Below are 20555 nucleotides of genomic sequence, written 5' to 3'. Positions count from 1 at the left end.
ATAAGTCGGGGGAGGGGCTCCTCCGACTTCCAGTCTCGTTATAGGTCAAGGACACTGGTTCCGGGCGCGGCGTCCTTCGCGAGCTGCTGAACCACGCCGAGGTACTTGGCGTAGGTCGCTCCCGAGTCGATGGCGTAGATCTCGAGCGTCCGCGGTGAGTAGCCGAGCGCGTCGGCGACGATTGTGACGGGGCTGAGCTTTGAAAGTTCATCGAGGGCACCAAGACGAGCTGCACGGGCTTGGATCGTTTTCTTGATCTTGTCGGAGAGAAAGCCCGGGTTGATTGGTTGCCCCGGTTTGAAACCCGGGAAGACGAGGTCACCGGCCGGATGCGCCGCAGTCTGGGCATTGGTGGGGTTGGCATAGAGCTCCCGCCACACCTCGTCGAACGGCTCAGGGATTTGCATCCAGTCGCCGCCGAGCGAGATCTCGACCGAGTGAGGAAGAATTCTCAAATCGCGCCATCTGAGGTGTACGAGATGCTCGAGTTGCTGACCGAACACCAGAATGAGGACTGCTGCACCGCGGTCTCGCGGGGTCAACACGCGCGGATCCATCACGCGGCCGGTCGTCTCCTGCTGTTCGACAAGGGCCAGTCGACGGGCCGTCCCACGTCTGTGCTTTGGCATCTCGAGGTCGCGGTGTACGAGATCGCTCTTGCGTGCCCAGTTGAGGAAGCGCTCGGCGATCAGTCGTGTCGTGGGTCCGCCTGTGGCCCATGCTTCGATGTCGTCTTGACCGAGCTCAGCTAGCTCGATTGCTTCGGCGTCCATCCAATTGAGGAAGTCAACGGCGACGGTGATGGCCTGTTTACTTCGCAGGAACGTTCCGCGGCTCACTGGCGCGTTGGCTCGCATCTTCCGCAGATGATTCCATCTCACATATTCCGCAATGACTTTGCAGTGTTCCGTTCGCGAAAGCCGATCGGGGATGTCGACCAACCATTGCTCGAAGACGGCAAGATATGAGTCACGCCGGGGGATCACCCCATGAACGGTCAGGAGCTCACGTACGAATTCTCGTGTCGTCGAACGGGGGACAGCGTCGACCTGCTCGTGGGTGACCTGACTCACAGAGGCTAGGTCAGCCAGGAAGGATTGCACGTGAGGCTGACGGATCCATGTCAGTCCACTATTAGCGCGCTTCATGGTCTTCAGTGCGTTCGCGAAGGGGAGCAGTTCCGCCGAGACTTCAGCAGTGTCAGGGTGAGCCAGAGCAGAATCAACCAAGAGCCCGAGCACACATCTCCAGCAGCGATTGCCCGAGTAGAGCTCATCCTCATTCCCACACGAGATGCAATCGACGTGCAATCGGATACCTGCGCAACCCCGGCAGGTCGGACCAGTTGCGCTGACTCCAGGGAGTACCCCTTCGTGCCCACAGATCGCGCACGCACCTTGGGTCCGGATCGCTCGTCGTCGACACAGGTGACAGATCCTGCCGTCCGGCCAGTGATTGGCAATCTCTCGATGCTCGCCGCATCGAGCGCATGGATCGGGGTACTTGATCGGGTCTTCGGGCTGCTTCGGCCTAGCCATCCTCGTCCTCTTCGTCCACGAGTCGTATGCGATGTGTAACCGACGAGCTCGCCGACGGTAGCGGATCCTCACCCACACGAGGTGCGTTGGCTCGTCGTACGGACTGCATCTCCACGTACGGTTCGAAAAGGTCTGTTGGGGTGCACTCAAGGATGTCGCACAACGCCGCAAAGGTGCGGCCGGTGAACTTCTCCGGTGTGCCAGTCACCAGGCGCCAGACTTGCGATTCTGACAGGCTGATCCCTCGCGCACGCAATAGCGGCATGAGATCGGAACTTTTCCAGAGGTTTCGCTGAGCCATGAGCTGGCGAAGGTTCCAGTTATAGCCGATGCGACGCTGTTCGTTCATTGGTGCCATCCAGTCCGATGCCTGCGGTGAGCTGACCAGCACGCTTCGTCAGCATGCGCTGCAGCTCTTTCTGACGGAAACTCGATGATACGTGAGTGTATAGACCCGTGGTGGATGCGTACTTGTGCCCTACTTGCACCTGTACGAATGCGGGGTCGTATCCGGCCTCCAGTAAATGGGTGATGTACGAGTGTCGCAGGCAGTGCAGTCCAAGGTTTGACGGCAAACCTGCCTGCTCCCGCAACCGAGTGAATGAGTTTCCGAACGTGCTCAGGCCCACTTGTGCTTGGCGCTCGCTGGGCCATAGAGCAACGCTGTCGTCTGCGGTGCGAAATTGATCCCGCCGGCCAGGGGAGAGCCACGTCTGCATCAACGGCACCGCCCACGCGAACTTCGGCGTCGTCAGCACTGTTCGGCGACGCGGCCCAGACCCCTTCGTGCCCTTGGCCCAGCGAACCGTGAGTGCACCGAAGACGCCGTATTGCGGGATGTATGGATTTGGGCCGAAATCGTTTAGTTCGAGCATCGCGAGTTCGCGTCTTCTCAGCCCGAAGGCGTAGCAGAGCTTGAAGGCCATCGAGTCGCGCAACAGGGTCGTCCACCTTTTTGATCCTTTGACGCGTTCGCTGTCTACCAGATCGTCGATGAAGTCGAAGAGAGTCTGCAGCTCAGAGTGGGTGAGTGCTCGGTTTGAGGTCGCGACATCGTCGTCTGACGTGTGACGGGGTGAGTTCCACTCGAAGACGATCTGTGATGGTATGTCCCCGAAAGTGGATTCACAGTACTCTGCCCAGCCGTAGACGGGGTTTGTCGCGTAGCTGCAGAACATTCCGATCGAGCCGCTGTACTGGCGCAGGGTCCGGACTGAAAGCGGCTTCTTCGTGCGCGAACGTGCTTCAGCGAAATACTCCTCGAGATCCACGGGAGCCCACTGCCATGGATACGCACCGGTGTGAGACTGAAACCTGCGAATAGTTGACACTTTGGACTTGATCGTTTCCACTGTTAGGCCTCGGGCAAGCATCTGAGTGCGCCAGCCCTCGATCATTCCATCGAACACACGATCGTCCGCCCTGAACAGCGCAATCGACGGATCCCGAAACTCGCGCGGAACGCGGCCTTTGATGTTCTCAGACATTCTCGGTCCTAACTCGAGCTACAACCTCGGTGAAGTCGAGCCGAGGAGGGAGCGGGGGCGTGTCGACGAAAACATGCGAACGCGTGGCTTTAATGAACAGGTAGAACTGCTGAAGGTCGTGTAGCTGTGTAGTCAAACACCGTGATGACAGGCCAGCCGAGCGCACGAGCGTGCAGTATTCAAGGATGCTGACGGTTGACCAACTCCATGGGTACTCCTGAACGACCATGTGCACGCGATAAGGAGTCTCGGTCCGCCTCCGAACGAGCCGCTGTACCAGATTGGCCCGCGTTGAATAACGCACCCAGTCGTTGACCATGGTTTCGAAGATCTTCGCCTCGGAATGGATCGGTAGGACGATGACGGGGCGCTGCTCGACGAGGTGGCTGTCGCCGTCGCATGATGAAGACATCTTGCATCCAATCGTGAAAACTCGCGTTTGATGCAAGAAACCTACGCTTGACAGGGCGATCCGGCAAGACCGATCTTGCAGACGTGCTGTTCGGTGGGCGGTTTTATCCACCTGACCGGGGATAAGTTTGATGCGCAGGTCGTCCCGAGTTCTTTCATCTGATGCAACTCAGGCAGATTATTGACCGATAATGCACATTATGTCAGGTCGCTCCGAAATCGGCTCCCCGCCTCCGCGCTCATAGACTCTCGGCATGCGCGACCTCGGATGGGACGGGTACTTCAATGCCCGTGATCTCGGCGGACTCCCCACGTCGTTCTCCGCTACCGGTTCCACGCTTTTCGGGCGGGTCGCACGGGGGCCTCGGCGCGAACTCCTGACGGAAGCGGGATGGCAGGACGCTCAGCGGTGGGGCCTGGGGGCGATCGTCGACCTACGATGCGCGTACGAGGTCGGCGCTCGGGACGGCGATCCGGATGTCGCTGCAGAGACGAGCACGATCGTCGCCGTGGTGAATGCTCCGACGGAGGATCAGGACGACGAGGAGTTCCGCGCCGTCTGTTTCCCGATTCTGGACTCGCCGCTCTACTGGCGCCACAACTGGCGGATACTGCCCGAGCTGGTGCTCGACGCCCTGACGGCGATCGCCGCTGCTCCCCGCGGGGTCCTCGTGCACTGCAGCGCAGGACGCGACCGGACGGGGATGATCAGTGCACTGCTGCTGAGCAACGCCGGCGTGAGCCCAGACGACGTCGCTGCCGACTATGCGGAGTCGGTGAGAGCGATGGTCGGCGCCCAGACTCACGCCCCCACCCTCGACCGGCAGGCCGGCTGGAGCGCCGACGAGGTGACGAACTGGATTGCGCAGACCGGTCCGATCGTGGCGGACATAGCGGCCGATGTTGATGGGGCCTTCGCCGCCATCGGTGCGAGCGCTGATCTGCGGAACAGGCTGCGCGCGCTCCTCACCCGGTGACAGGAACCTGACGCGGTGGCAGGCCGCTCCCCCGCGCTCGAGCTACTTCACGGACCAGACGCCGAGCTCGTTGCCGGTCGGGTCGGAGAAGTGCAGGCGTCGCCCGCCGGGGAACTCGTAAGGTGCCTGCAGGATCGTGCCACCTGCCGAGACGATGCCACTCATCGTCGCGTCGAGGTCGTCCGAGTACAGGAGCACCAGCGGGCCGCCGACCGGACGCGGCTCGTCGGCGAGCATGAGTCCGCCGACCTCGCTGCCGTCATCACGCGGGGACACGATGCCCGCATAACCGGGTCCGTAGTCGTTGAAGGTCCACCCGAACGCCTCGGCGAAGAATCGCCTCGATGCTTCGAGATCGGTGACGACGAGTTCGACATAGTCGAGGGAATGATGCAGAGGGGAACTGGTCATGGCGTCACGTTAGCCCCCCGGTCCGACATCGCCCGCGGGCAGAGGCGACGCTGTCGCAGGAGTAGCGTTGACATGTGCCGCAGGTCCCCCACTCCCCCGTGTCCACGCCAGGATTTCGCGCATGGGTGATCTGGTCCGTCGGCGTCGCAGCCTACGTGCTGGCGATCACGAACCGCACCTCCCTCGGCGCGGTCGGAGTGGAGGCGGCCGACAGGTTCCAGGCGGACGCATCGACACTCGCGCTGTTCGCCGTCGTGCAACTCGCGGTCTACGGCGGGATGCAGATCCCGATCGGGATCCTGCTCGACCGCTTCGGCTCGCGCCCCATCATGACGATCGGCATGTTGCTCATGGCGGCGGGGCAGCTGACCATGGCCCTCTCCCCCAGCATCGGCATCGCGATCTTCGCGCGCGTTCTGCTCGGCGCGGGAGACGCGGCGATCTTCCCCGCCGTGCTGCGTCTGGTCGCGACGTGGTTTCCCGCACAGCGTGGTCCGATCATGGTGCAGTTCACCGGGATCATCGGGCAGACCGGTCAGCTGATCGCCCTGGTCCCGCTCGCGGCACTGCTTCATGCGACGACCTGGACCATCACTTTCGGCAGCATCGCCGGCCTCGGAGTGCTGTTCACCATCCTCGTGGCGCTCGTCATCCGCAACCACCCCGCAGAGCGCGGCGCCGACGTCACGGTGAATACCGACACGGGCGTCATCCGCGTCGTCACATCGGCGATCGACACGGGCGTCGGCATCCGCGCCGCCTGGGCCCATCCGGGCACTCGCCTCGCCTTCTGGTCCCATTTCACGACACCGTTCGCGGGCACCGCGTTCGTCCTGCTCTGGGGAATGCCCTTCCTCACCGCAGCCGAAGGGCTCGACACCGCTCATGCGGCGGGAATCATCTCCGTATATGTCGTTGCCGGCATGCTTCTGGGGCCGATCATCGGCGACCTCTCGCGAAGACTGCCCAACCACCGATCCCTGGCACTCGTGCTCCCCGCCGTAGGCGTGCAGATGGCGGCGTGGATCGCCGTCATCGCCCTTCCTGACACCGCTCCGCTCTGGCTGCTCTACGTGCTGGCGATCGCACTCGCGACCGGCGGTCCTGCATCGATGATCGCCTTCGACCATGCCCGCACGCACAATCCGAGCCACCGGCTGAGCACGGCGACAGGTGCCACCAACGCGGGCGGCTTCATCGCCGCCCTCATCGCGATCTTCCTGATCGGACTCGTCCTCGACATGCAGGGCGCCGGTACTCCCGAGACATACACCCTCGAAGCGTTCCGCATCGCCTTCCTCATGCCGATCCCGCTATGGATCATCGGAACCGCGTTCATTCTCATCGAGCGCAAGCGCACACGCATCCGCATGGGCCTCGATCCGGAGCGCCGTCGCTGACTGTTCCGCGATCGTGGGTACGGAGGTTCAGCGAAGAAGGTGCTGAAGCGTCTCGATGATCAGCTCGACACTCACGCGCGCGGGCACCTCCGCGTCGCCTGCTTCGAACTCCGCCAGCTCGACACCCCGGACGGAGTCCTGCGGAAGAGCGGAGAAGATCGCGGCGATCTGGTGCGGCAGCAGTCCACCCCCGACCCGGTAAGCAGCCGGGATATACCCCGGCTCGAGCACGTCCCAGTCGACGTGGATCCACACGGGGCGACCGGCGACGAGCTCCCGCACCCGCTCCGGCGTGCTGTCCGATGGGGCCAGCACCGTCACGCCGGCGCCGGCGAGCAGCTCCCCCTCGGCCGGATCGATATCGCGTCCGCCGACCACGACGACCTGCTTCGGGTCGAGTCCTGAGCCGTGCCCGCTGTCCCAGAGTCCGCAGGCGGCCGCGAGGACCATTCCCCCGAGGTAGCCGGACTCCGTGGTCTCGGGGGTGTTGAAGTCGCCGTGCGCGTCGATCCACAACAGCACTGCGTCGGGGTGACGCTCGGCGACGGTCGGAAGGGTGCCGAGACTCGCCGCGCACGTGTTGGTGATGAGCAGCGGTGTCGTTCCGGCGCCGAGGGCGCTCTGCAACGCATCGCGCAGACCGGTCAAGGTCTCCTCCGCTTGCGGGAGCGCGACGGACCAGTCGTCGACCGTGCTCGCCGTGGGTGTTCCGATCACCTGTGGCTCGAGATCGAGCAATGACGCCACCGACTCGCCGACTCGGCGGGCGCCGACGAGGGCCCCGTCGGTGCGGTCGGCGACGCGACCCTGGGAGACGATGAGCGAGTACGTGGATGCCATGGATCCAGCTTTCCATCCGGGTGACGACGGACAAAACCAGCGACCGATCACACGCGCTCAGTGACCGGCGGACGCGGGGCGTGGGTGTGACTACCGCCTCCGCGGCGTCCAGCCCGAAGGCAGCGGACCGTCTTGCACCGCACGTTCGCGGTCTCCCTGAGCCGACCAGCCCTGCGCCTGACCGGGCGTATCGAACGCCCCTCGCGCGAGACGGAGTCCCACGTCGTCGTGATGCATGCGCGGCGCTCCCCCACGACGAACCGATGCCCGGACGCTCCACGCGTCGTCGGCGAATCCGCCGCCGCGGAACACGCGATAGTCGTCGTAGCGGGCGGGGTCCAGGAGGTCCCAGCACCACTCCCACACGTTGCCGAGCGTGTCGAAGAGACCGTTGAGGTTCGGCAGCTTGCCGCCGATGTCCTGTGGAGAAGACACTCCGTCCGCGCTCGTCCACGCGGCGTCGGCGAGGGGCGCGTAGTGGGGGCCGGTCGATCCGGCGCGGCACGCGAACTCCCATTCCGCCTCGGTCGGCAGCCGGTAGCCGTCGGCCGTGGTGTCCCATGTCACCTCCTCGCCGTCGAACAGGTAGACCCGGTCGAGGCCCTCCCACTCGGACGCGGCATTGCAGAAATGCACAGCCCGCAGCCAGGACAGATCCGATGCGGGGCGCCGTGGATGTTCGACCGGTATACCGAGGACGTCGGCAAGCTGTTCCTGCGTGACCGGGTAGACACCGATCTCGAACGGCTCGAGCTCGACCACACGCTGCTCTTTGCGGCGTGCATCACTCAGCGTCACGACACCCGCAGGGATGCGAGCGAGTTCGAGGTCGCTCACGCACCCACCCGCAGCGTCCGCGCGAGCCTCACGAAGGAATCCGTTCGACCCACGTGGGGTACTTCGCGGTGCGGCCGTCACCGGACGACGTGCGCGTCACGCGACGCCGCACCCACGGGCCGACGAACTCGCGGTAGTAGGCCAGGCCGGACGGACCGGTACCCAGACGATCGTTCGGCGCCCACCATGTCTCCGGAGGCTCGAAGCCCAGCGCGTGCAGCACGCGGGCGGCCACGCGATGGTGCCCGGCGGCGTTCATGTGCAGGCGATCGTCGGCCCAGTACGCGCCTCGGGAGAGCTCCCGATCCGGCCAGTTGAGGGCTCGGATGACATCGGGGCGCTCTTCGATCCGCCGCATCACGGCCTCCGAGAGCAGATCCCCTCGACGCTGTACGAGCGATCCCATCGGAAGCTGCCCACTGGGGTTCGCACCGGAGAGGAGGATCATGGTCACCCCCTCTTCGTCGCAACGGCGCAGCACCCGGCTGAACGCATCCGCGATGTGCTCGACGTCGGTACGAGGGCGCAGCATGTCGTTGCCGCCGCCGTTGAACGACAGGTGTGTGGGGCGCAGAGCGAGCGCGGGCTCGAGCTGCTGCTCGACGATCGGCCAGGCCAGCTTGCCGCGGATGGCGAGATTCGCGTATTGGATGGGGTGTCCGGCGGCGTCGGCCCAGCCCTGCGCCGCGAGATCGGCCCACCCGCGCTCCTGCCCGCTCGGGAGCACGTCGCCGACGCCCTCTGTGAACGAGTCGCCGATAGCCACGAAACGCACATCTGCCATCGTCCCAGCCTATTGCGGCCCGACGACACCGGGCTTCAACGATCGTCGAGAGCCTGGCCTCCGCGATCGACGAGGCCCCAGGCGGCGGCGGCCGCGCCGAGGAAGCAGACGCCGAACACCGCGAACAGCAGGGGTGCTCCCCCGGCGAGAAGCAGGACGGGGACGGACAGCGGCGCCACGATCGAGGCGATCCGACCGATTCCGGCTGCCCATCCCGCTCCGGTCGCCCGCAGAGACGTGGGGTAGATCTCCGGCGTCACGGCGTAGAGCGCTCCCCACGCGCCGAGGTTGAAGAAGGACAATGCCATTCCCGCTCCGATGATCGCTCCTTCGGTGGAAGCCGTGCCGAAGATCACGGCCGACACGGCAGAGCCGACGAGGAACACTGAGAGGGTCAGACGTCTCCCCCAGACCTCGATAAGCCAGGCGGCGACGGCGTATCCGGGGAGCTGAGCGAGCGTGATGATGAGGGTGAAACCGAAGGACTTGACGAGGTCGAAGCCAGCATCCACGAGGATGCTGGGGATCCAGATGAAGGCACCGTAATAGGCGAAGTTCACTCCGAGCCAGACCAGCCACAGGCATAGCGTCCGCAATCGGAACTCCGGATTCCAGAGGGTTGCGAGGCGTGCGCGCGCCGTGATCGCGATGGCTCGAGAGGGCGGCTCCTTCCGGATGGCCGGTGCCGAGAGGACTCTCGCATCCGCCTCGAACGTCGACACGATGCGGTCCGCTTCTGCGATGCGGCCCCGAGAAGCGAGCCAGCGGGGTGATTCGGGCATCCGCCAACGGACGAACAGTGCGTACACCGCGGGGATGGCGCCCAGTGCGAAGGCCCATCGCCATCCGGCGTCGGAGGTGGGGATGACGAGGAACCCGATCACCGCCGCGGCAGTCCACCCGAGAGCCCAGAAGGCCTCCAGTACGACGATCAGACGACCACGGATGCGGGCCGGAGCGAACTCGCTCACATACGTCGAGGCGACAGGGAGCTCGGCGCCGAGGCCCAGACCGACCAGGAACCGCAGGACGAGAAGCGCAGCGAGTCCGCCCACGAGTGCGCTCGCACCGGTCGCGACGCCGTAGACGAGCAGCGTGAGCGCGAACACCTGTCGTCGTCCGAAGCGATCTGCGAGGAGCCCGCCGAGGGTGGCGCCGATGGCCATGCCGACGAAACCGATGGAGGCGATCCAGCCGGCATCGCTCTTGCTGAGGTCCCACTGCTGCGTGAGCGCCGCGAGGATGAACGAGATGAGACCGACATCCATCGCATCCAGCGCCCAACCGAGCCCGGACCCGGTCAGCAGGCGGAGGTGGCGACGCGTGAACGGGAGCCCGTCCAGGCGTTCAGCGAGCGAGTCGCGGCTCGGCAGGGCGGTGTTGGCCATGCTCCTCATCGTAGAGCCGCGCCAAGACCGCCCTGCCCCGGATGACGTCTCAATCGCGCTCGGCGAGGATCCTGCGCACCCGCGGGATGACCTCGGTGCCGTAGAGCTCGATGCTGCGCATCATCGACTCGTGCGACAGGGTGCCGGTGGCGTACTTCAGGTCGAAGCGTCCGAGGCCGAGAGTGGTGATGGTATCGGCGATCTTCGCCGCGACACGGTCCGGGGAGCCGGCGTAGATCGCACCCTCCGGTCCGACGTCGTTCTGGAATCGCGCGCGGCTGTACGCGGGCCATCCGCGCTCACGCCCGATGGTGTTGTTCATGGCCTCGAAGCCCGAGTAGGCGGCATCCCACGCTTCGGCGTCGGTCTCGGCGATGTGCCCCGGAGAGTGTACGGAGATCGGGTGCGACGTCGTTCCGAAGGATGCGACCGAACGGTGATAGAGATCGACGAACGGCTTGAAGCGGTGGGCCGGTCCCCCGATGATCGCCAGCATCAGACCGAGACCGTGGCGGGCAACCCGCACGACCGACTCCGGACTGCCGCCGACGCCGACCCAGGTGCGCAATCCGTTCTCGGTCTTCGGGAACACGTTGGCGTTCTCCAGCGAAGCTCGCATGGTGCCGGACCAGGTGACGGGTTCCTCCTTGAGCAGCTCGACGAAGAGCTCGAGCTTCTGCTCGAACAGGGCGTCGTAGTCGCGCAGATCGTAGCCGAACAGCGGGAAGGACTCGATGAAGGAGCCGCGTCCGAGCACGACCTCGGCCCGCCCGTTCGAGAGCGCATCGAGCGTCGAGAACCGCTCGAACACGCGCACCGGGTCGTCGGAGGACAGCACGGTGACCGCTGTGCCGAGTCGGATGTGCTCGGTGCGCGCAGCGATGGCGGCGAGCACCATCTCCGGTGCGGAGACGGCGAACTCCGTGCGGTGGTGTTCCCCCACCCCGAAGAAGTTCACCCCGACCGTGTCGGCGAGCTCCGCCTGCGCCACGATGTTGCGGATCGTCTGCGCCCCGGTGAGGAGCTCTCCGTCCGCATCCCTCGTGATGTCGCCGAAGGTGTCCAGCCCGAATTCGATGCTCATGTCATCCCTTCCTATTCACGTGAATGAACACGCGAGGGCCGGACAGCATTCCCGTCAGCGCGGCAGCAGCGTCGTACGCAGCGTGTCGAGGCCGACGCCGCCGATGTCGAGGGCCCTCTTGTGGAAGTCCTTGAAGGCGAAAGAGTCACCTTCGGCAGCCCGCACACCGTCACGGACCTGCTCCCAGATGCGCTGACCCACCTTGTACGACGGCGCCTGGCCCGGCCAGCCGAGGTAGCGGTTCACCTCGAACTGCACGAACTGATCGGACATGTTCACGTTGCGGCGCATGAACTCGAGGGCGTAGTCCGCATCCCAGACGCCGTCTCCGTCGAGCCGCGGCTTGCCGAGGTGCACACCGATGTCGAGCACGACCCGGGCCGCTCGCATGCGCTGCCCATCGAGCATTCCGAGACGGTCGGCGGGATCGTCGAGGTAGCCGAGCTGCTCCATGAGACGCTCCGCATAGAGCGCCCATCCCTCGGCATGGCCCGAGGTGCCCGCGAGCAGACGGCGCCAGGAATTGAGCTCGGCGCGGTTGTAGACCGCCTGCGCGATCTGAAGGTGGTGACCGGGGACGCCCTCATGGAAGACGGTGGTGAGTTCGCGCCAGGTGTCGAACTCCGTGACGCCCTCGGGAACCGACCACCACATACGACCGGGACGGGAGAAGTCGTCTGTCGGGCCGGTGTAGTAGATCCCACCCTCCTGCGTGGGGGCGATCATGCACTCCAGGGTGCGGATCGCCTCGGGGATGTCGAAGTGCGAGGCGCCGAGCTCGGCGACGGCACGATCGCTGGTCTCCTGCATCCACTTCTGGAGCGCATCCGTGCCGACGAGCTTGCGGGCGGGATCGGCCTCGAGATGAGCCACCGCCTCCTCGACCGAGGCTCCGGGGAGGATCTCGTTCGCGATCGCGGTCTGCTCCTCGACCATGCGTGCGAGCTCTTCACGGCCCCATTCGTACGTCTCATCGAGATCGATCGTCGCGCCGAGGAATCGGCGGGAGTTGAGCGCGTACAGTTCGCGCCCCACGGCGTCGACGTCGCCGACCGCCGGGGCGAGCTCCTCAGCGAGGAAGCGACGCAGCTCGTCGTAGGCGACCCGTGCGGCGGCGGAATTGTCGGCGAGCGTCCGCGCCAGGGAGGCGGGAAGCTGCCCCTCGTCGGGGTCGGCGTGCGCCACGAACGCAGCGAAGAAGCCGTCATCGGCGGTGTAGCGGTCGATCTGGGTGGCGACCTCGATCACCTGGCGGCGCGCGGGCGTGACGCCCTCCGCGATGCCGGTGCGGAGCGTCTCGACGTAGCCGCGGAGCGCCCCGGGGACGGCGGCGAGGCGAGTCGCGATCACGTCCCAGTCCTCGACCGTCGACGTCGGCATCAGGTCGAACGCCGAACGTACATCCTGCGCGGCCGAAGCGATCACGTTGAGATCACGCAGATGCCACTTCGCATCGTGAAGCTCGAGATCGAGGCGGAGTTCCGCGCTGAGATCGGTCTTGGTGACCTCATCGATCGCGTCGACAGGAGTTAGCGCAGACAGCTTGTCGAGGGTCGACCGGGTCGCCGCGGCGATCTCCTCATGGCCGGCCGGGCTCAGATCGCCGAAACGATCGTTCACCTCGTCGCGGCCGATGTAGGTACCGAGAGTGGGCGCCAGAACCGCGATCTTGTCGACCCATTCATCGGCGACGGCGTCGATGGCGGAGGGGGTGCGGGGAGCTGAAGTCATAACTGCCAGCCTAATCCCCGGGCCCCTTCCCCCGCCGGAGGTCAGTGCGCGGCTTCGTTCCAGTCGCGACCACGACCGACCTGCACATCGAGCGGCACGGACAACTCGGCCGCATCGCCCATGCGCGCGCGGACGATGCGCTCGGTGGCATCCCACTCCCCCGGAGCGACTTCGACCACGAGCTCATCGTGGATCTGCAGAAGCACCCGCGAGGAGAGCTGTTCGGACCGCAGATCGTCGTGGATGTGCAGCAAGGCGATCTTCATGATGTCGGCGGCGCTGCCCTGGATCGGCGCGTTGAGCGCCGCACGCTCCGCGTTCTCACGGAGCACACGGTTGGGGCTCGCGAGGTCGGGGAACGGGCGACGGCGGCCGAAGATCGTCTCGGTGTAGCCGACTTCCTTGGCCTTCATGACCGAGGCGCGCAGGTAGTCGCGCACCGCGCCGAAACGCGCGAAGTACTCGACCATGAGCTGCTTGGCCTCGGACTGCTCGATGCGCAGCTGCTTGGAGAGCCCGAACGCCGAGAGCCCGTAGACCAGGCCGTACGACATCGCCTTGACCTTGGTACGCATGGCGGGCGTCACCTCGCTCGGCTCGACGCCGAAGACCCGCGCACCCACGAAGCGGTGCAGATCTTCGCCGCTGTTGAACGCCTCGATCAGTCCTTCGTCACCCGACAGGTGCGCCATGATGCGCATCTCGATCTGCGAGTAGTCGGCGGTGAGAAGAGCCTCATACCCTTCGCCGACCTCGAACGCGCTGCGGATGCGGCGCGACTCCTCCGTGCGAACCGGGATGTTCTGCAGGTTGGGGTCGGTGCTAGAGAGGCGCCCGGTCTGGCTGCCGGTCTGTACGTAGGTCGTGTGCACACGGTGGTCGTCGCCGATCGCCGTGTCGAGCGATTCGATGATCTGACGCAGCTTGGTCGCTTCACGATGCTGCAGGAGCAGGCTCAGGAAAGGATGCGGGTGGCTCTCCTGAAGGTCGGCGAGCACCGCCGCATCCGTCGAGTAACCCGTCTTCGTCTTGCGGGTCTTCGGGAGCTGGAGGTCTTCGAAAAGGACCTCCTGCAGCTGCTTGGGCGAGCCGAGATTGAATTCGCGCCCGACGACGGAGAACGCCTCCTGCGCGAGCCCCTCGGCGCGCGTGGCGAGCTCGCCGGAGAAGGTCGAGAGCACCTCGTGGGAGACCGCCACACCGGCGACCTCCATGTCGGCGAGGGTGAGCAGCGTCGGCAGCTCGATGTCGACGAGGACCTTGCCGACCGACTCCGGGATGTCTTCCCGCAGCGCATCGGCGACGCGCAGGGCGAACCACGCCTCCTGTGACGGCGTCGCGCCCTCGGTCTCGGGCACGAGCTGCGACGGGTCGGCCTCAGGCAGCTTCTCGCCCAGATAGCGCTCCACCAGGTCGGCGAGGGTCTTGTCGGGGAAGCTCGGGCGCAGCAGCCAGCCGGCCAGGCTCGTGTCGTAGGCGAGACCACGGAGCCGGATGCCCTGACGGATCAGTGCCTTCACCTGCGGCTTCGCATCGTGCAGGACCTTCGGCGCGTCGGATTCGATCCATTCGCGCAGGGCTTCTGCTGCGGCATCCGTCCAGTCGGCCTCGCGGAGCTCAGTCAGCGTAGCGACCCCGATGCGCACCGGCACGCCGCCCTGGGTGGCGACGCGAAGTGCGACATCGTCGCTCTGCGCTGCAGCCCAGGCCGCGAGGTCGGTGGGCGAGACCTCGACAGGGACGGGAAGGACGACGACGGAGGCGGGGTCGTCGGCGACTTCGCCGGCTCCGACAGCTTCGAAGACTCGCGGCAGAAGCGTGCGGAACTCCAGACGCGCGAAGATGTCACGCACGGCCTGCGCATCGATCGGCGTGACCGCGAGGTCGGCAGGGCCGACCGGAAGCTCCACATCGGTGAGCAGACGGTTGAGCTTGCGGTTGCGGCGCACGTCGTCGATGTGATCGCGGAGATTGCCACCGACCACACCCTTGATCTCATCGGCCCGTGCGATCAGCTCGTCGAGTGAGCCGAACTGCGTGAGCCACTTGACCGCGGTCTTCTCACCGACCTTCGGCACACCCGGCAGGTTGTCGCTGGTCTCGCCGACGAGAGCCGCGATGTCGGGGTACTGCTCCGGACGCACACCGTACCGCTCCTGGACGGTCGTCGGGTCGTAGCGCTTGAGCTGCGACACGCCCTGAACCGACGGGTACAGCAGCGTGACATCGTCGTTGACGAGCTGGATGGTGTCACGGTCGCCCGAGACGACGAGCACCTCGTAGCCCTGCTCCGCGCCCTGGGAGGCAAGCGTCGCCAGGATGTCGTCGGCCTCGATCCCCTCTTTCGTCAGGACCGGGATCGACATGGCGGCGAGGCAGTCCTGCAGAAGCGGGATCTGCCCCTTGAACTCCTGTGGCGACTCCGAGCGCGTGGCCTTGTACTCCGGGTATTCGTCGGTGCGGAACGAGTGCCGTGAGGTGTCGAAGGCGATGGCCAGATGCGTCGGCTGCTCGGCCTTGATGAGGTTCACCAGCATCGACAAGAAGCCGTAGATGCCGTTCGTGTGCTGGTTGTCCTTCGTCGTGAAGTTCTCGACCGGAAGGGCGAAGAAGGCACGGTAGGCGAGCGAATGGCCGTCGACGACCATGAGGGTAGGCTTTGCGGAGTCCGTCACCCTGTCAGCCTAACGAGGACGACAGACACCCGCTGAGGAGGATGCATGAGCGACGTCGCGACGAGCGAGGGTCTCGACTGGGCCACGGCCCGCGGGATGGGGGCTCTGGCCGAGAAGATGGGCATGGCGTTCGTCGAGTTCAGCGTCGATCGCTGCGTCGCGACCATGCCGGTCGAGGGCAACACTCAGCCTGTCGGGCTCATGCACGGCGGCGCGTACGTGGTGCTCGGAGAATCGCTCGGCTCGATGGCGGCGAACCTCCACGCGGGCGCCGGTCGCTTGGCGGTCGGTGTCGACATCAATGCCACCCACACGCGTTCGGCGACGTCCGGCGTCGTCACGGGTGTGTGCACACCCGTGCACCTGGGGCGGAGCATCACGGTTCACGAGATCGTCGTGACCGACGATCAGGGGCGCCGCTGCTCGACGATCCGCATCACGAACATGATCAAGGACGTTCCCGCCGCGCGCTGAGCGGTTCTTCCAGCAGCCGCTGGAACAGCAGGTGATCCTGCCACTCCCCCGCGATGCGGAGATACTTCGGAGCGAGTCCGATCCGTTCGAAGCCGTTTCCTAGCAGCACGCGCTGGGATCCGACGTTGTGCAGCAGCGTCGCGGCCTGCATCCGGTGCAGACGCAGCTCGACGCGCGAATACTCCAGGACCTGTGCGACAGCGCGGCTCGCCAACCCTCTGCGCTGCCTTGCGGCATCGACCCAATAGCCGAGATCTGCGCTCCAGAACGCGCCGCGGACGATGTTGTTGATGTTCATCCGACCACGGATCTCACCGTCGTCCGACTCGATCACGAAACGGATGCTGCGACCTGACTCGGCGTCGGACACACTCTCCTGAGCGTGACGCTCCTGCGAGGCGACGGTGAAGAACGACTCGTCTCGGAGCGGCTCCCACGGCGCGAGGTGATCCCGGTTCGACAGGTACGCTCTCGAAAGCGCTGCACCGTCGCCGACGCGGACGGGTCGCAGGATGTGCTCGCCATCCAGCCGGAGGATTCCGGCGCTCACCGCTACTTCTTGGGGGCGAGCTGTTCGATGATCGCTTTGGCGACGTCCTGCATCGTCAGGCGGCGGTCCATGGACGCCTTCTGAATCCAGCGGAACGCCTCGGGCTCGCTCAGGCCCATCTTCTCGTTGAGCAGGCCCTTGGCCCGGTCGACGAGCTTGCGGGTCTCGAAACGCTCGACCATGTCGGCGACCTCGGCCTCGAGCGTGATGATCTGCTCGTGACGGGCGAGGGCGATCTCGATCGCGGGGAGGAGGTCGTTCGGCGTGAACGGCTTCACGACGTAGGCGAGTGCGCCCGCTTCGCTCGCCCGCTCGACGAGTTCCTTCTGGCTGAACGCCGTGAGGAGGACGACCGGCGCGATATTGCCCTTGTGCAGCTTCTCGGCGGCGCTGATGCCGTCGAGCTGAGGCATCTTCACGTCCATGATGACGAGGTCGGGACGCAACTCGGTCGCGAGTGCGACCGCGGTCTCTCCGTCACCGGCCTCACCGACGACATCGAAGCCGTTGTCGCGGAGGATCTCGACGATGTCGAGGCGGATCAGCGACTCATCCTCGGCGACGACGACGCGTCGCGGGGCGGATGACGTGGGCTGCTCGGCCTGCTCTTCTTGCTCTGTCACAGAACCATCCTAGTGGAGAGCTCTGTGAGCAGGCCGTAGGTGCCCGGTGCGGAGGATCGAACCCCTCCCCTGCGCTAAAGTCGTAGACGCGACACACGAGCCGGCGTGGCGGAATGGCAGACGCGGAGCACTCAAAATGCTTTGTCCGAAAGGGCGTGTGGGTTCGAGTCCCACCGCCGGCACACGAATTGCGATCCAGCGCTGCATCACGGGCTGGGGCTGGGGCGTGCTGCTCGTTCCCGCCGCAGCGGTTGCCTCGCGCTAAGACGTCCCCGGGCTATTCGGCGAGCACGGCCAGTTCGGCCAGCACCCGAGGGTGCGCGAGGATCCGGAAGTGCCCGCCGGTCTCGAGTCGGACGTTCTTCGCACCGGCCAGCTCGCTCCCCTCCGGGATGTGAGGGTCGAACGCCGCATAGATCGACACGATCCGCTCATTGACCGTGAGCTGCCGGGCCATGTCCACGATCGACGGGTCTTCCGGGGAGAAGGCCCGCAGGGTGCGGGACAGCATCAGGCGGGCGTAGCGCGAGCCGCCGAACGGCGTCGCGATGGCGAGCATCGAGCGTACGCGCTCCCCCGCCGGGCCGGTCATGACGAGCTTCCCTGCGAGCCCACCCTTGCTGTGAGCGACGAGGATCACGTCGGTGAGCTCACGTCGCTCCAGGAACTCCGCCACGGCGGCGGCGATGTCGGCGACCGGTCGCTCGTTCCGATGAAGCGTGTCGACGATGTGCACGGCGTGCCCCTTCGCGCGCATCTGCTCCACGAGGGGCTGCATGAACTTCCACGTCTCGTACACTCCGGGGAGAACGACGATGTGCGCCCCGCTCCCTGATGTGAAGCTCGCCGGATCGGTGCGATCGAACGTCGCGCGCAACTGCCAGTAACCCGCGTATGCGTAATCGGCGATCCACCAGGCGGCCTTCCTCAGCACGCCGATGATGTGCTCCCGGTCGTTCGACGCGCCACGGATCGCGCGCTCGGCGGCCACGGCCCCGCCGTGTTCGCCATGATGGCAGCAGCGACAGCGCGAGGAGCGGAGTGCTGCACGACGTGGTGGCGCCCCGGGACCTCCACGAGCCGTGCAGCCCGTGCGGTATCGCGCAATCGACGACACCATGCGCGACCTGCCACCGGGTCATCCCCGCCCCTCATCACCAGCACGGGCGGCTGTAGCTCGGAATAACGCTTCTCGGTCGGATACGCGATCATGTGCCGCGCCTGCTTCAGGTACCAGGGGACTCCGCAGCGCAGATAGTCGGCGAACACGATCAGGTTGATGAGAGGCGTCTCGCCGAGCGTGTCGACGGCAAGTGCCCTGGCCTGAGCCATGAGGCTGCGATGGCGCTGGTCCACCACAGGGCCGATCGCGACGACCGCCTGCACGCGCTCCGGACGATGCAGGACGGCCTCAGCAACCCACTGCGCGCCCATCGAATGCCCGACCACGATGATGCGCTCCTCCCCCAGGGAGGCGATCACCTCCGAGAGCGCTCGTCCCATCCGCCCCACGTCGGGATCGCCGGAGGGCTTGGGCAGCCCCGCGAATCCCGGCAGATCCACGGACACGACACGTGTGAAATCAGCGAACACGCCCTGCAACCGCGACAGGTAGCGATGCGACATCCCGATTCCGTGCACGAGCACGATCGCAGGCGAATCCGTGCCGGGAGGCCGTGGGCTCTCCCAGAGACCGAAGGTCATCCGGTCGACGACGACGCGACGACGGGAAGGGCTCATGCTGTGAAGCTACCGCAACGCGCGGAAATGTAGCACGGGGTTGACGGGCCCACCGCGGCACGACAGAGGGGGCGAGACCGAAGTCCCGCCCCCTCTGGATGCTTTGCGTCAGACGCCGGCCTTGTAGATCGGTGCTGCACCGCGAATCGCATCGCCGACCTTGTGCACGCGAAGGTCGTTCGTCGATCCGATGATTCCAGGAGGGGACCCGGAGATCACGACGACCTTGTCCCCTTCCTCGGCAAGCTTGTTGCCGAGCAGATACTCGTCGACCTGGTGATACATCAGGTCGGTGTGCTGCACCATGTCGACCAGGGTCGAGCGGATGCCCCACGTAAGCGCCATGCGACGGCGGATGTCGGGCTCCGGCGTGAACGCGATCATCGGGATGCGCGAGCGCAGACGCGACAGGCGACGCGCGGAGTCGCCGGACTGCGTGAACACACAGAGGAACTTCGCGTCGACGAACTCGGCGACCTCGAGCGCTGCGAGGGTGATCGCACCACCCTGGGTGCGGGGCTTGGTCGTCAGCGGCGCGATGCGCTCCAGACCGTGCTCCTCGGTGGAGGCGATGATCCGCGCCATGGTCTCGACGACCACGACCGGGTAGTCTCCGACGCTGGTCTCACCGGAGAGCATGACCGCGTCCGCACCGTCGAGGACGGCGTTCGCGACGTCCGAGGTCTCGGCGCGCGTGGGGACGGGGCTGCTGATCATCGACTCGAGCATCTGCGTCGCGACGATGACCGGCTTGGCGTTGCGGCGTGCGAGCTCGACTGCACGCTTCTGGACGATCGGCACGGCCTCGAGCGGAAGCTCGACACCGAGGTCGCCACGGGCGACCATGATCGCGTCGAACGCGTCGACGATCTCTTCGAGCGCGTCGACGGCCTGAGGCTTCTCGACCTTGGCGATGACAGGGACGCGAACGCCCTCCTCCGCCATGATCTCGTGCACGCGGGTGACGTCGGAGGCGTTGCGGACGAACGACAGGGCGATGAGGTCGGCGCCGATGCGCAGGCCCCAACGGAGGTCGTCCTCGTCCTTCTCGCTGAGCGCAGGAACGTTCACGGCCACACCCGGCAGGTTGATGCCCTTGTTGTTGGACACGGCACCGGCAACGATGACCTTCGTGGTCACGGTCACGCCATCGGTCTCGACGACCTCGACGCGGACCTTGCCATCGTCGATCAGAAGGAAATCGCCCGGCTTGACGTCCTGGGGAAGCCCCTTGAACGTGGTGCCGCTGATCTCCTTGTTGCCGATGATGTCTTCGGTGGTGATCTTGAAGATGTCGCCCTTGGCGAGCTCGTACGGGCCGCCCTCGAACTTGCCGAGGCGGATCTTCGGTCCCTGCAGGTCGACGAGGATGGCGACCGCGCGGCCGGCGTCCTCCGCGGCACGACGCACGTTGGCGTAGTTGTTCTCGTGCACGGAGTAGTCACCGTGGCTGAGGTTCAATCGAGCGACATCCACCCCCGCGTCGATCAGTGCACGCACCGTCTCGTATGTCGAGGTGGCGGGGCCCAGGGTGGCGACGATTTTCGCGCGTCTCAAAGAATTCTCCAGGGTAGAAGTGGGGGAAGGTGAATCAGGCGACGGTGC

Annotated in this window: 19 protein-coding genes and 1 tRNA gene; 4 read left to right on the top strand and 16 right to left on the bottom strand. The window is 65.7% G+C overall.

From position 1 onward, the window contains the following. Nucleotides 1–38: 38 nt before the first annotated feature. The 3 genes from ACWGO6_RS00735 to ACWGO6_RS00725 form a co-directional block, all read right to left on the bottom strand. Nucleotides 39–1073 (bottom strand): hypothetical protein, encoded by a 1035-nt coding sequence (locus ACWGO6_RS00735; RefSeq protein ID WP_452325596.1) that lies wholly within the window; start codon nt 1071–1073, stop codon nt 39–41. A 457-nt stretch (nt 1074–1530) separates the two neighbouring features. Continuing rightward, nucleotides 1531–1887 (bottom strand): helix-turn-helix domain-containing protein, encoded by a 357-nt coding sequence (locus ACWGO6_RS00730; RefSeq protein WP_452325595.1) that lies wholly within the window; start codon nt 1885–1887, stop codon nt 1531–1533. Then, nucleotides 1859–3025: a tyrosine-type recombinase/integrase gene (locus tag ACWGO6_RS00725; protein ID WP_452325594.1), complete on the bottom strand. Its 1167-nt coding sequence runs from the start codon at nt 3023–3025 to the stop codon at nt 1859–1861. Before ACWGO6_RS00725 ends, ACWGO6_RS00730 begins: the two co-directional genes overlap by 29 nt. A gap of 665 nt (nt 3026–3690) precedes the next feature. Here ACWGO6_RS00725 and ACWGO6_RS00720 point away from each other — a divergent pair. Further along, the gene (locus tag ACWGO6_RS00720) at nt 3691–4413 is read left to right on the top strand and encodes a tyrosine-protein phosphatase (RefSeq protein ID WP_452325593.1); all 723 of its coding nucleotides are present in this window, start codon (nt 3691–3693) and stop codon (nt 4411–4413) included. A gap of 42 nt (nt 4414–4455) precedes the next feature. Here the strand turns inward: ACWGO6_RS00720 and ACWGO6_RS00715 are convergent, their stop codons facing one another. After that, nucleotides 4456–4824: a VOC family protein gene (locus ACWGO6_RS00715; RefSeq protein ID WP_136043919.1), complete on the bottom strand. Its 369-nt coding sequence runs from the start codon at nt 4822–4824 to the stop codon at nt 4456–4458. Nucleotides 4825–4949: 125 nt separating this feature from the next. Here ACWGO6_RS00715 and ACWGO6_RS00710 point away from each other — a divergent pair, with 125 nt between their 5' ends. Further along, nucleotides 4950–6224 (top strand): MFS transporter, encoded by a 1275-nt coding sequence (locus tag ACWGO6_RS00710; protein ID WP_452325592.1) that lies wholly within the window; start codon nt 4950–4952, stop codon nt 6222–6224. A 27-nt stretch (nt 6225–6251) separates the two neighbouring features. On the opposite strand, the gene ACWGO6_RS00705 is transcribed toward ACWGO6_RS00710, so the two are convergent. The 7 genes from ACWGO6_RS00705 to polA all read right to left on the bottom strand — a co-directional run bounded on the left by ACWGO6_RS00705 (nt 6252) and on the right by polA (nt 15563). After that, the gene (locus ACWGO6_RS00705; RefSeq protein ID WP_452325591.1) at nt 6252–7064 is read right to left on the bottom strand and encodes an arginase family protein; all 813 of its coding nucleotides are present in this window, start codon (nt 7062–7064) and stop codon (nt 6252–6254) included. Nucleotides 7065–7154: 90 nt separating this feature from the next. Then, a complete protein-coding gene (locus tag ACWGO6_RS00700) occupies nt 7155–7901 on the bottom strand; it encodes a formylglycine-generating enzyme family protein (RefSeq protein ID WP_452325590.1) in 747 nt (248 codons plus the stop codon). Between the two features lie 28 nt (nt 7902–7929). After that, nucleotides 7930–8685 carry an SGNH/GDSL hydrolase family protein gene (locus ACWGO6_RS00695; protein ID WP_452325589.1) on the bottom strand — a complete coding sequence of 252 codons (756 nt, stop codon included), beginning with the start codon at nt 8683–8685 and terminating at the stop codon, nt 7930–7932. A gap of 35 nt (nt 8686–8720) precedes the next feature. Continuing rightward, nucleotides 8721–10073: an MFS transporter gene (locus ACWGO6_RS00690; RefSeq protein WP_452325588.1), complete on the bottom strand. Its 1353-nt coding sequence runs from the start codon at nt 10071–10073 to the stop codon at nt 8721–8723. 49 nt (nt 10074–10122) lie between these two features. Then, complete coding sequence (locus ACWGO6_RS00685; RefSeq protein WP_452325587.1) at nt 10123–11157, bottom strand: LLM class flavin-dependent oxidoreductase; 1035 nt, start codon at nt 11155–11157, stop codon at nt 10123–10125. A 54-nt stretch (nt 11158–11211) separates the two neighbouring features. Beyond that, entirely contained in the window at nt 11212–12888 is a 1677-nt protein-coding gene (locus ACWGO6_RS00680) for a DUF885 domain-containing protein (protein WP_452325586.1), read from the bottom strand. A gap of 41 nt (nt 12889–12929) precedes the next feature. Continuing rightward, entirely contained in the window at nt 12930–15563 is a 2634-nt protein-coding gene (polA, locus tag ACWGO6_RS00675; protein ID WP_452325585.1) for a DNA polymerase I, read from the bottom strand. Nucleotides 15564–15608: 45 nt separating this feature from the next. Here polA and ACWGO6_RS00670 point away from each other — a divergent pair, with 45 nt between their 5' ends. Further along, nucleotides 15609–16037 carry a hotdog fold thioesterase gene (locus tag ACWGO6_RS00670; RefSeq protein WP_452325584.1) on the top strand — a complete coding sequence of 143 codons (429 nt, stop codon included), beginning with the start codon at nt 15609–15611 and terminating at the stop codon, nt 16035–16037. Here ACWGO6_RS00670 and ACWGO6_RS00665 read toward each other — a convergent pair. Further along, the gene (locus ACWGO6_RS00665; protein WP_452325583.1) at nt 16012–16587 is read right to left on the bottom strand and encodes a GNAT family N-acetyltransferase; all 576 of its coding nucleotides are present in this window, start codon (nt 16585–16587) and stop codon (nt 16012–16014) included. The genes ACWGO6_RS00670 and ACWGO6_RS00665 overlap by 26 nt on opposite strands. 2 nt (nt 16588–16589) lie before the next feature. Further along, nucleotides 16590–17210: an ANTAR domain-containing response regulator gene (locus ACWGO6_RS00660; RefSeq protein WP_017830602.1), complete on the bottom strand. Its 621-nt coding sequence runs from the start codon at nt 17208–17210 to the stop codon at nt 16590–16592. 99 nt (nt 17211–17309) lie between these two features. Here ACWGO6_RS00660 and ACWGO6_RS00655 point away from each other — a divergent pair. Next, a tRNA-Leu gene (locus ACWGO6_RS00655) sits at nt 17310–17392 on the top strand. A 95-nt stretch (nt 17393–17487) separates the two neighbouring features. Here the strand turns inward: ACWGO6_RS00655 and ACWGO6_RS00650 are convergent. From ACWGO6_RS00650 to pyk, 3 genes are all read right to left on the bottom strand, one after another. After that, nucleotides 17488–18201, bottom strand: coding sequence for an esterase/lipase family protein (locus tag ACWGO6_RS00650; RefSeq protein ID WP_452325582.1), 714 nt, complete (start codon nt 18199–18201; stop codon nt 17488–17490). Continuing rightward, complete coding sequence (locus ACWGO6_RS00645; protein ID WP_136043928.1) at nt 18138–18950, bottom strand: alpha/beta fold hydrolase; 813 nt, start codon at nt 18948–18950, stop codon at nt 18138–18140. The genes ACWGO6_RS00650 and ACWGO6_RS00645 overlap by 64 nt, the downstream gene beginning before the upstream one ends. 108 nt (nt 18951–19058) lie before the next feature. Next, on the bottom strand, nt 19059–20507 hold the full coding sequence (gene pyk / locus ACWGO6_RS00640) for a pyruvate kinase (protein WP_136043929.1): 1449 nt from the start codon (nt 20505–20507) through the stop codon (nt 19059–19061). Nucleotides 20508–20555: the final 48 nt, after the last annotated feature.

It is taken from the genome of Microbacterium sp. NPDC055665 (assembly GCF_053618035.1).
The sequence above is the reverse complement of the archived record's forward strand: the minus strand, read 5'-3'. Positions and strand labels throughout refer to the sequence as shown.

Bases quoted from the DNA above. Each gene is read 5' to 3' on its own strand.
- ACWGO6_RS00730 (WP_452325595.1), bottom strand. From the start codon at position 1,887: ATGAACGAACAGCGTCGCATCGGCTATAACTGGAACCTTCGCCAGCTC.
- ACWGO6_RS00725 (WP_452325594.1), bottom strand. From the start codon at position 3,025: ATGTCTGAGAACATCAAAGGCCGCGTTCCGCGCGAGTTTCGGGATCCG.
- ACWGO6_RS00720 (WP_452325593.1), top strand. From the start codon at position 3,691: ATGCGCGACCTCGGATGGGACGGGTACTTCAATGCCCGTGATCTCGGC.
- ACWGO6_RS00715 (WP_136043919.1), bottom strand. From the start codon at position 4,824: ATGACCAGTTCCCCTCTGCATCATTCCCTCGACTATGTCGAACTCGTC.
- ACWGO6_RS00705 (WP_452325591.1), bottom strand. From the start codon at position 7,064: ATGGCATCCACGTACTCGCTCATCGTCTCCCAGGGTCGCGTCGCCGAC.
- ACWGO6_RS00695 (WP_452325589.1), bottom strand. From the start codon at position 8,685: ATGGCAGATGTGCGTTTCGTGGCTATCGGCGACTCGTTCACAGAGGGC.
- ACWGO6_RS00690 (WP_452325588.1), bottom strand. From the start codon at position 10,073: ATGGCCAACACCGCCCTGCCGAGCCGCGACTCGCTCGCTGAACGCCTG.
- ACWGO6_RS00685 (WP_452325587.1), bottom strand. From the start codon at position 11,157: ATGAGCATCGAATTCGGGCTGGACACCTTCGGCGACATCACGAGGGAT.
- ACWGO6_RS00680 (WP_452325586.1), bottom strand. From the start codon at position 12,888: ATGACTTCAGCTCCCCGCACCCCCTCCGCCATCGACGCCGTCGCCGAT.
- ACWGO6_RS00670 (WP_452325584.1), top strand. From the start codon at position 15,609: ATGAGCGACGTCGCGACGAGCGAGGGTCTCGACTGGGCCACGGCCCGC.
- ACWGO6_RS00645 (WP_136043928.1), bottom strand. From the start codon at position 18,950: ATGAGCCCTTCCCGTCGTCGCGTCGTCGTCGACCGGATGACCTTCGGT.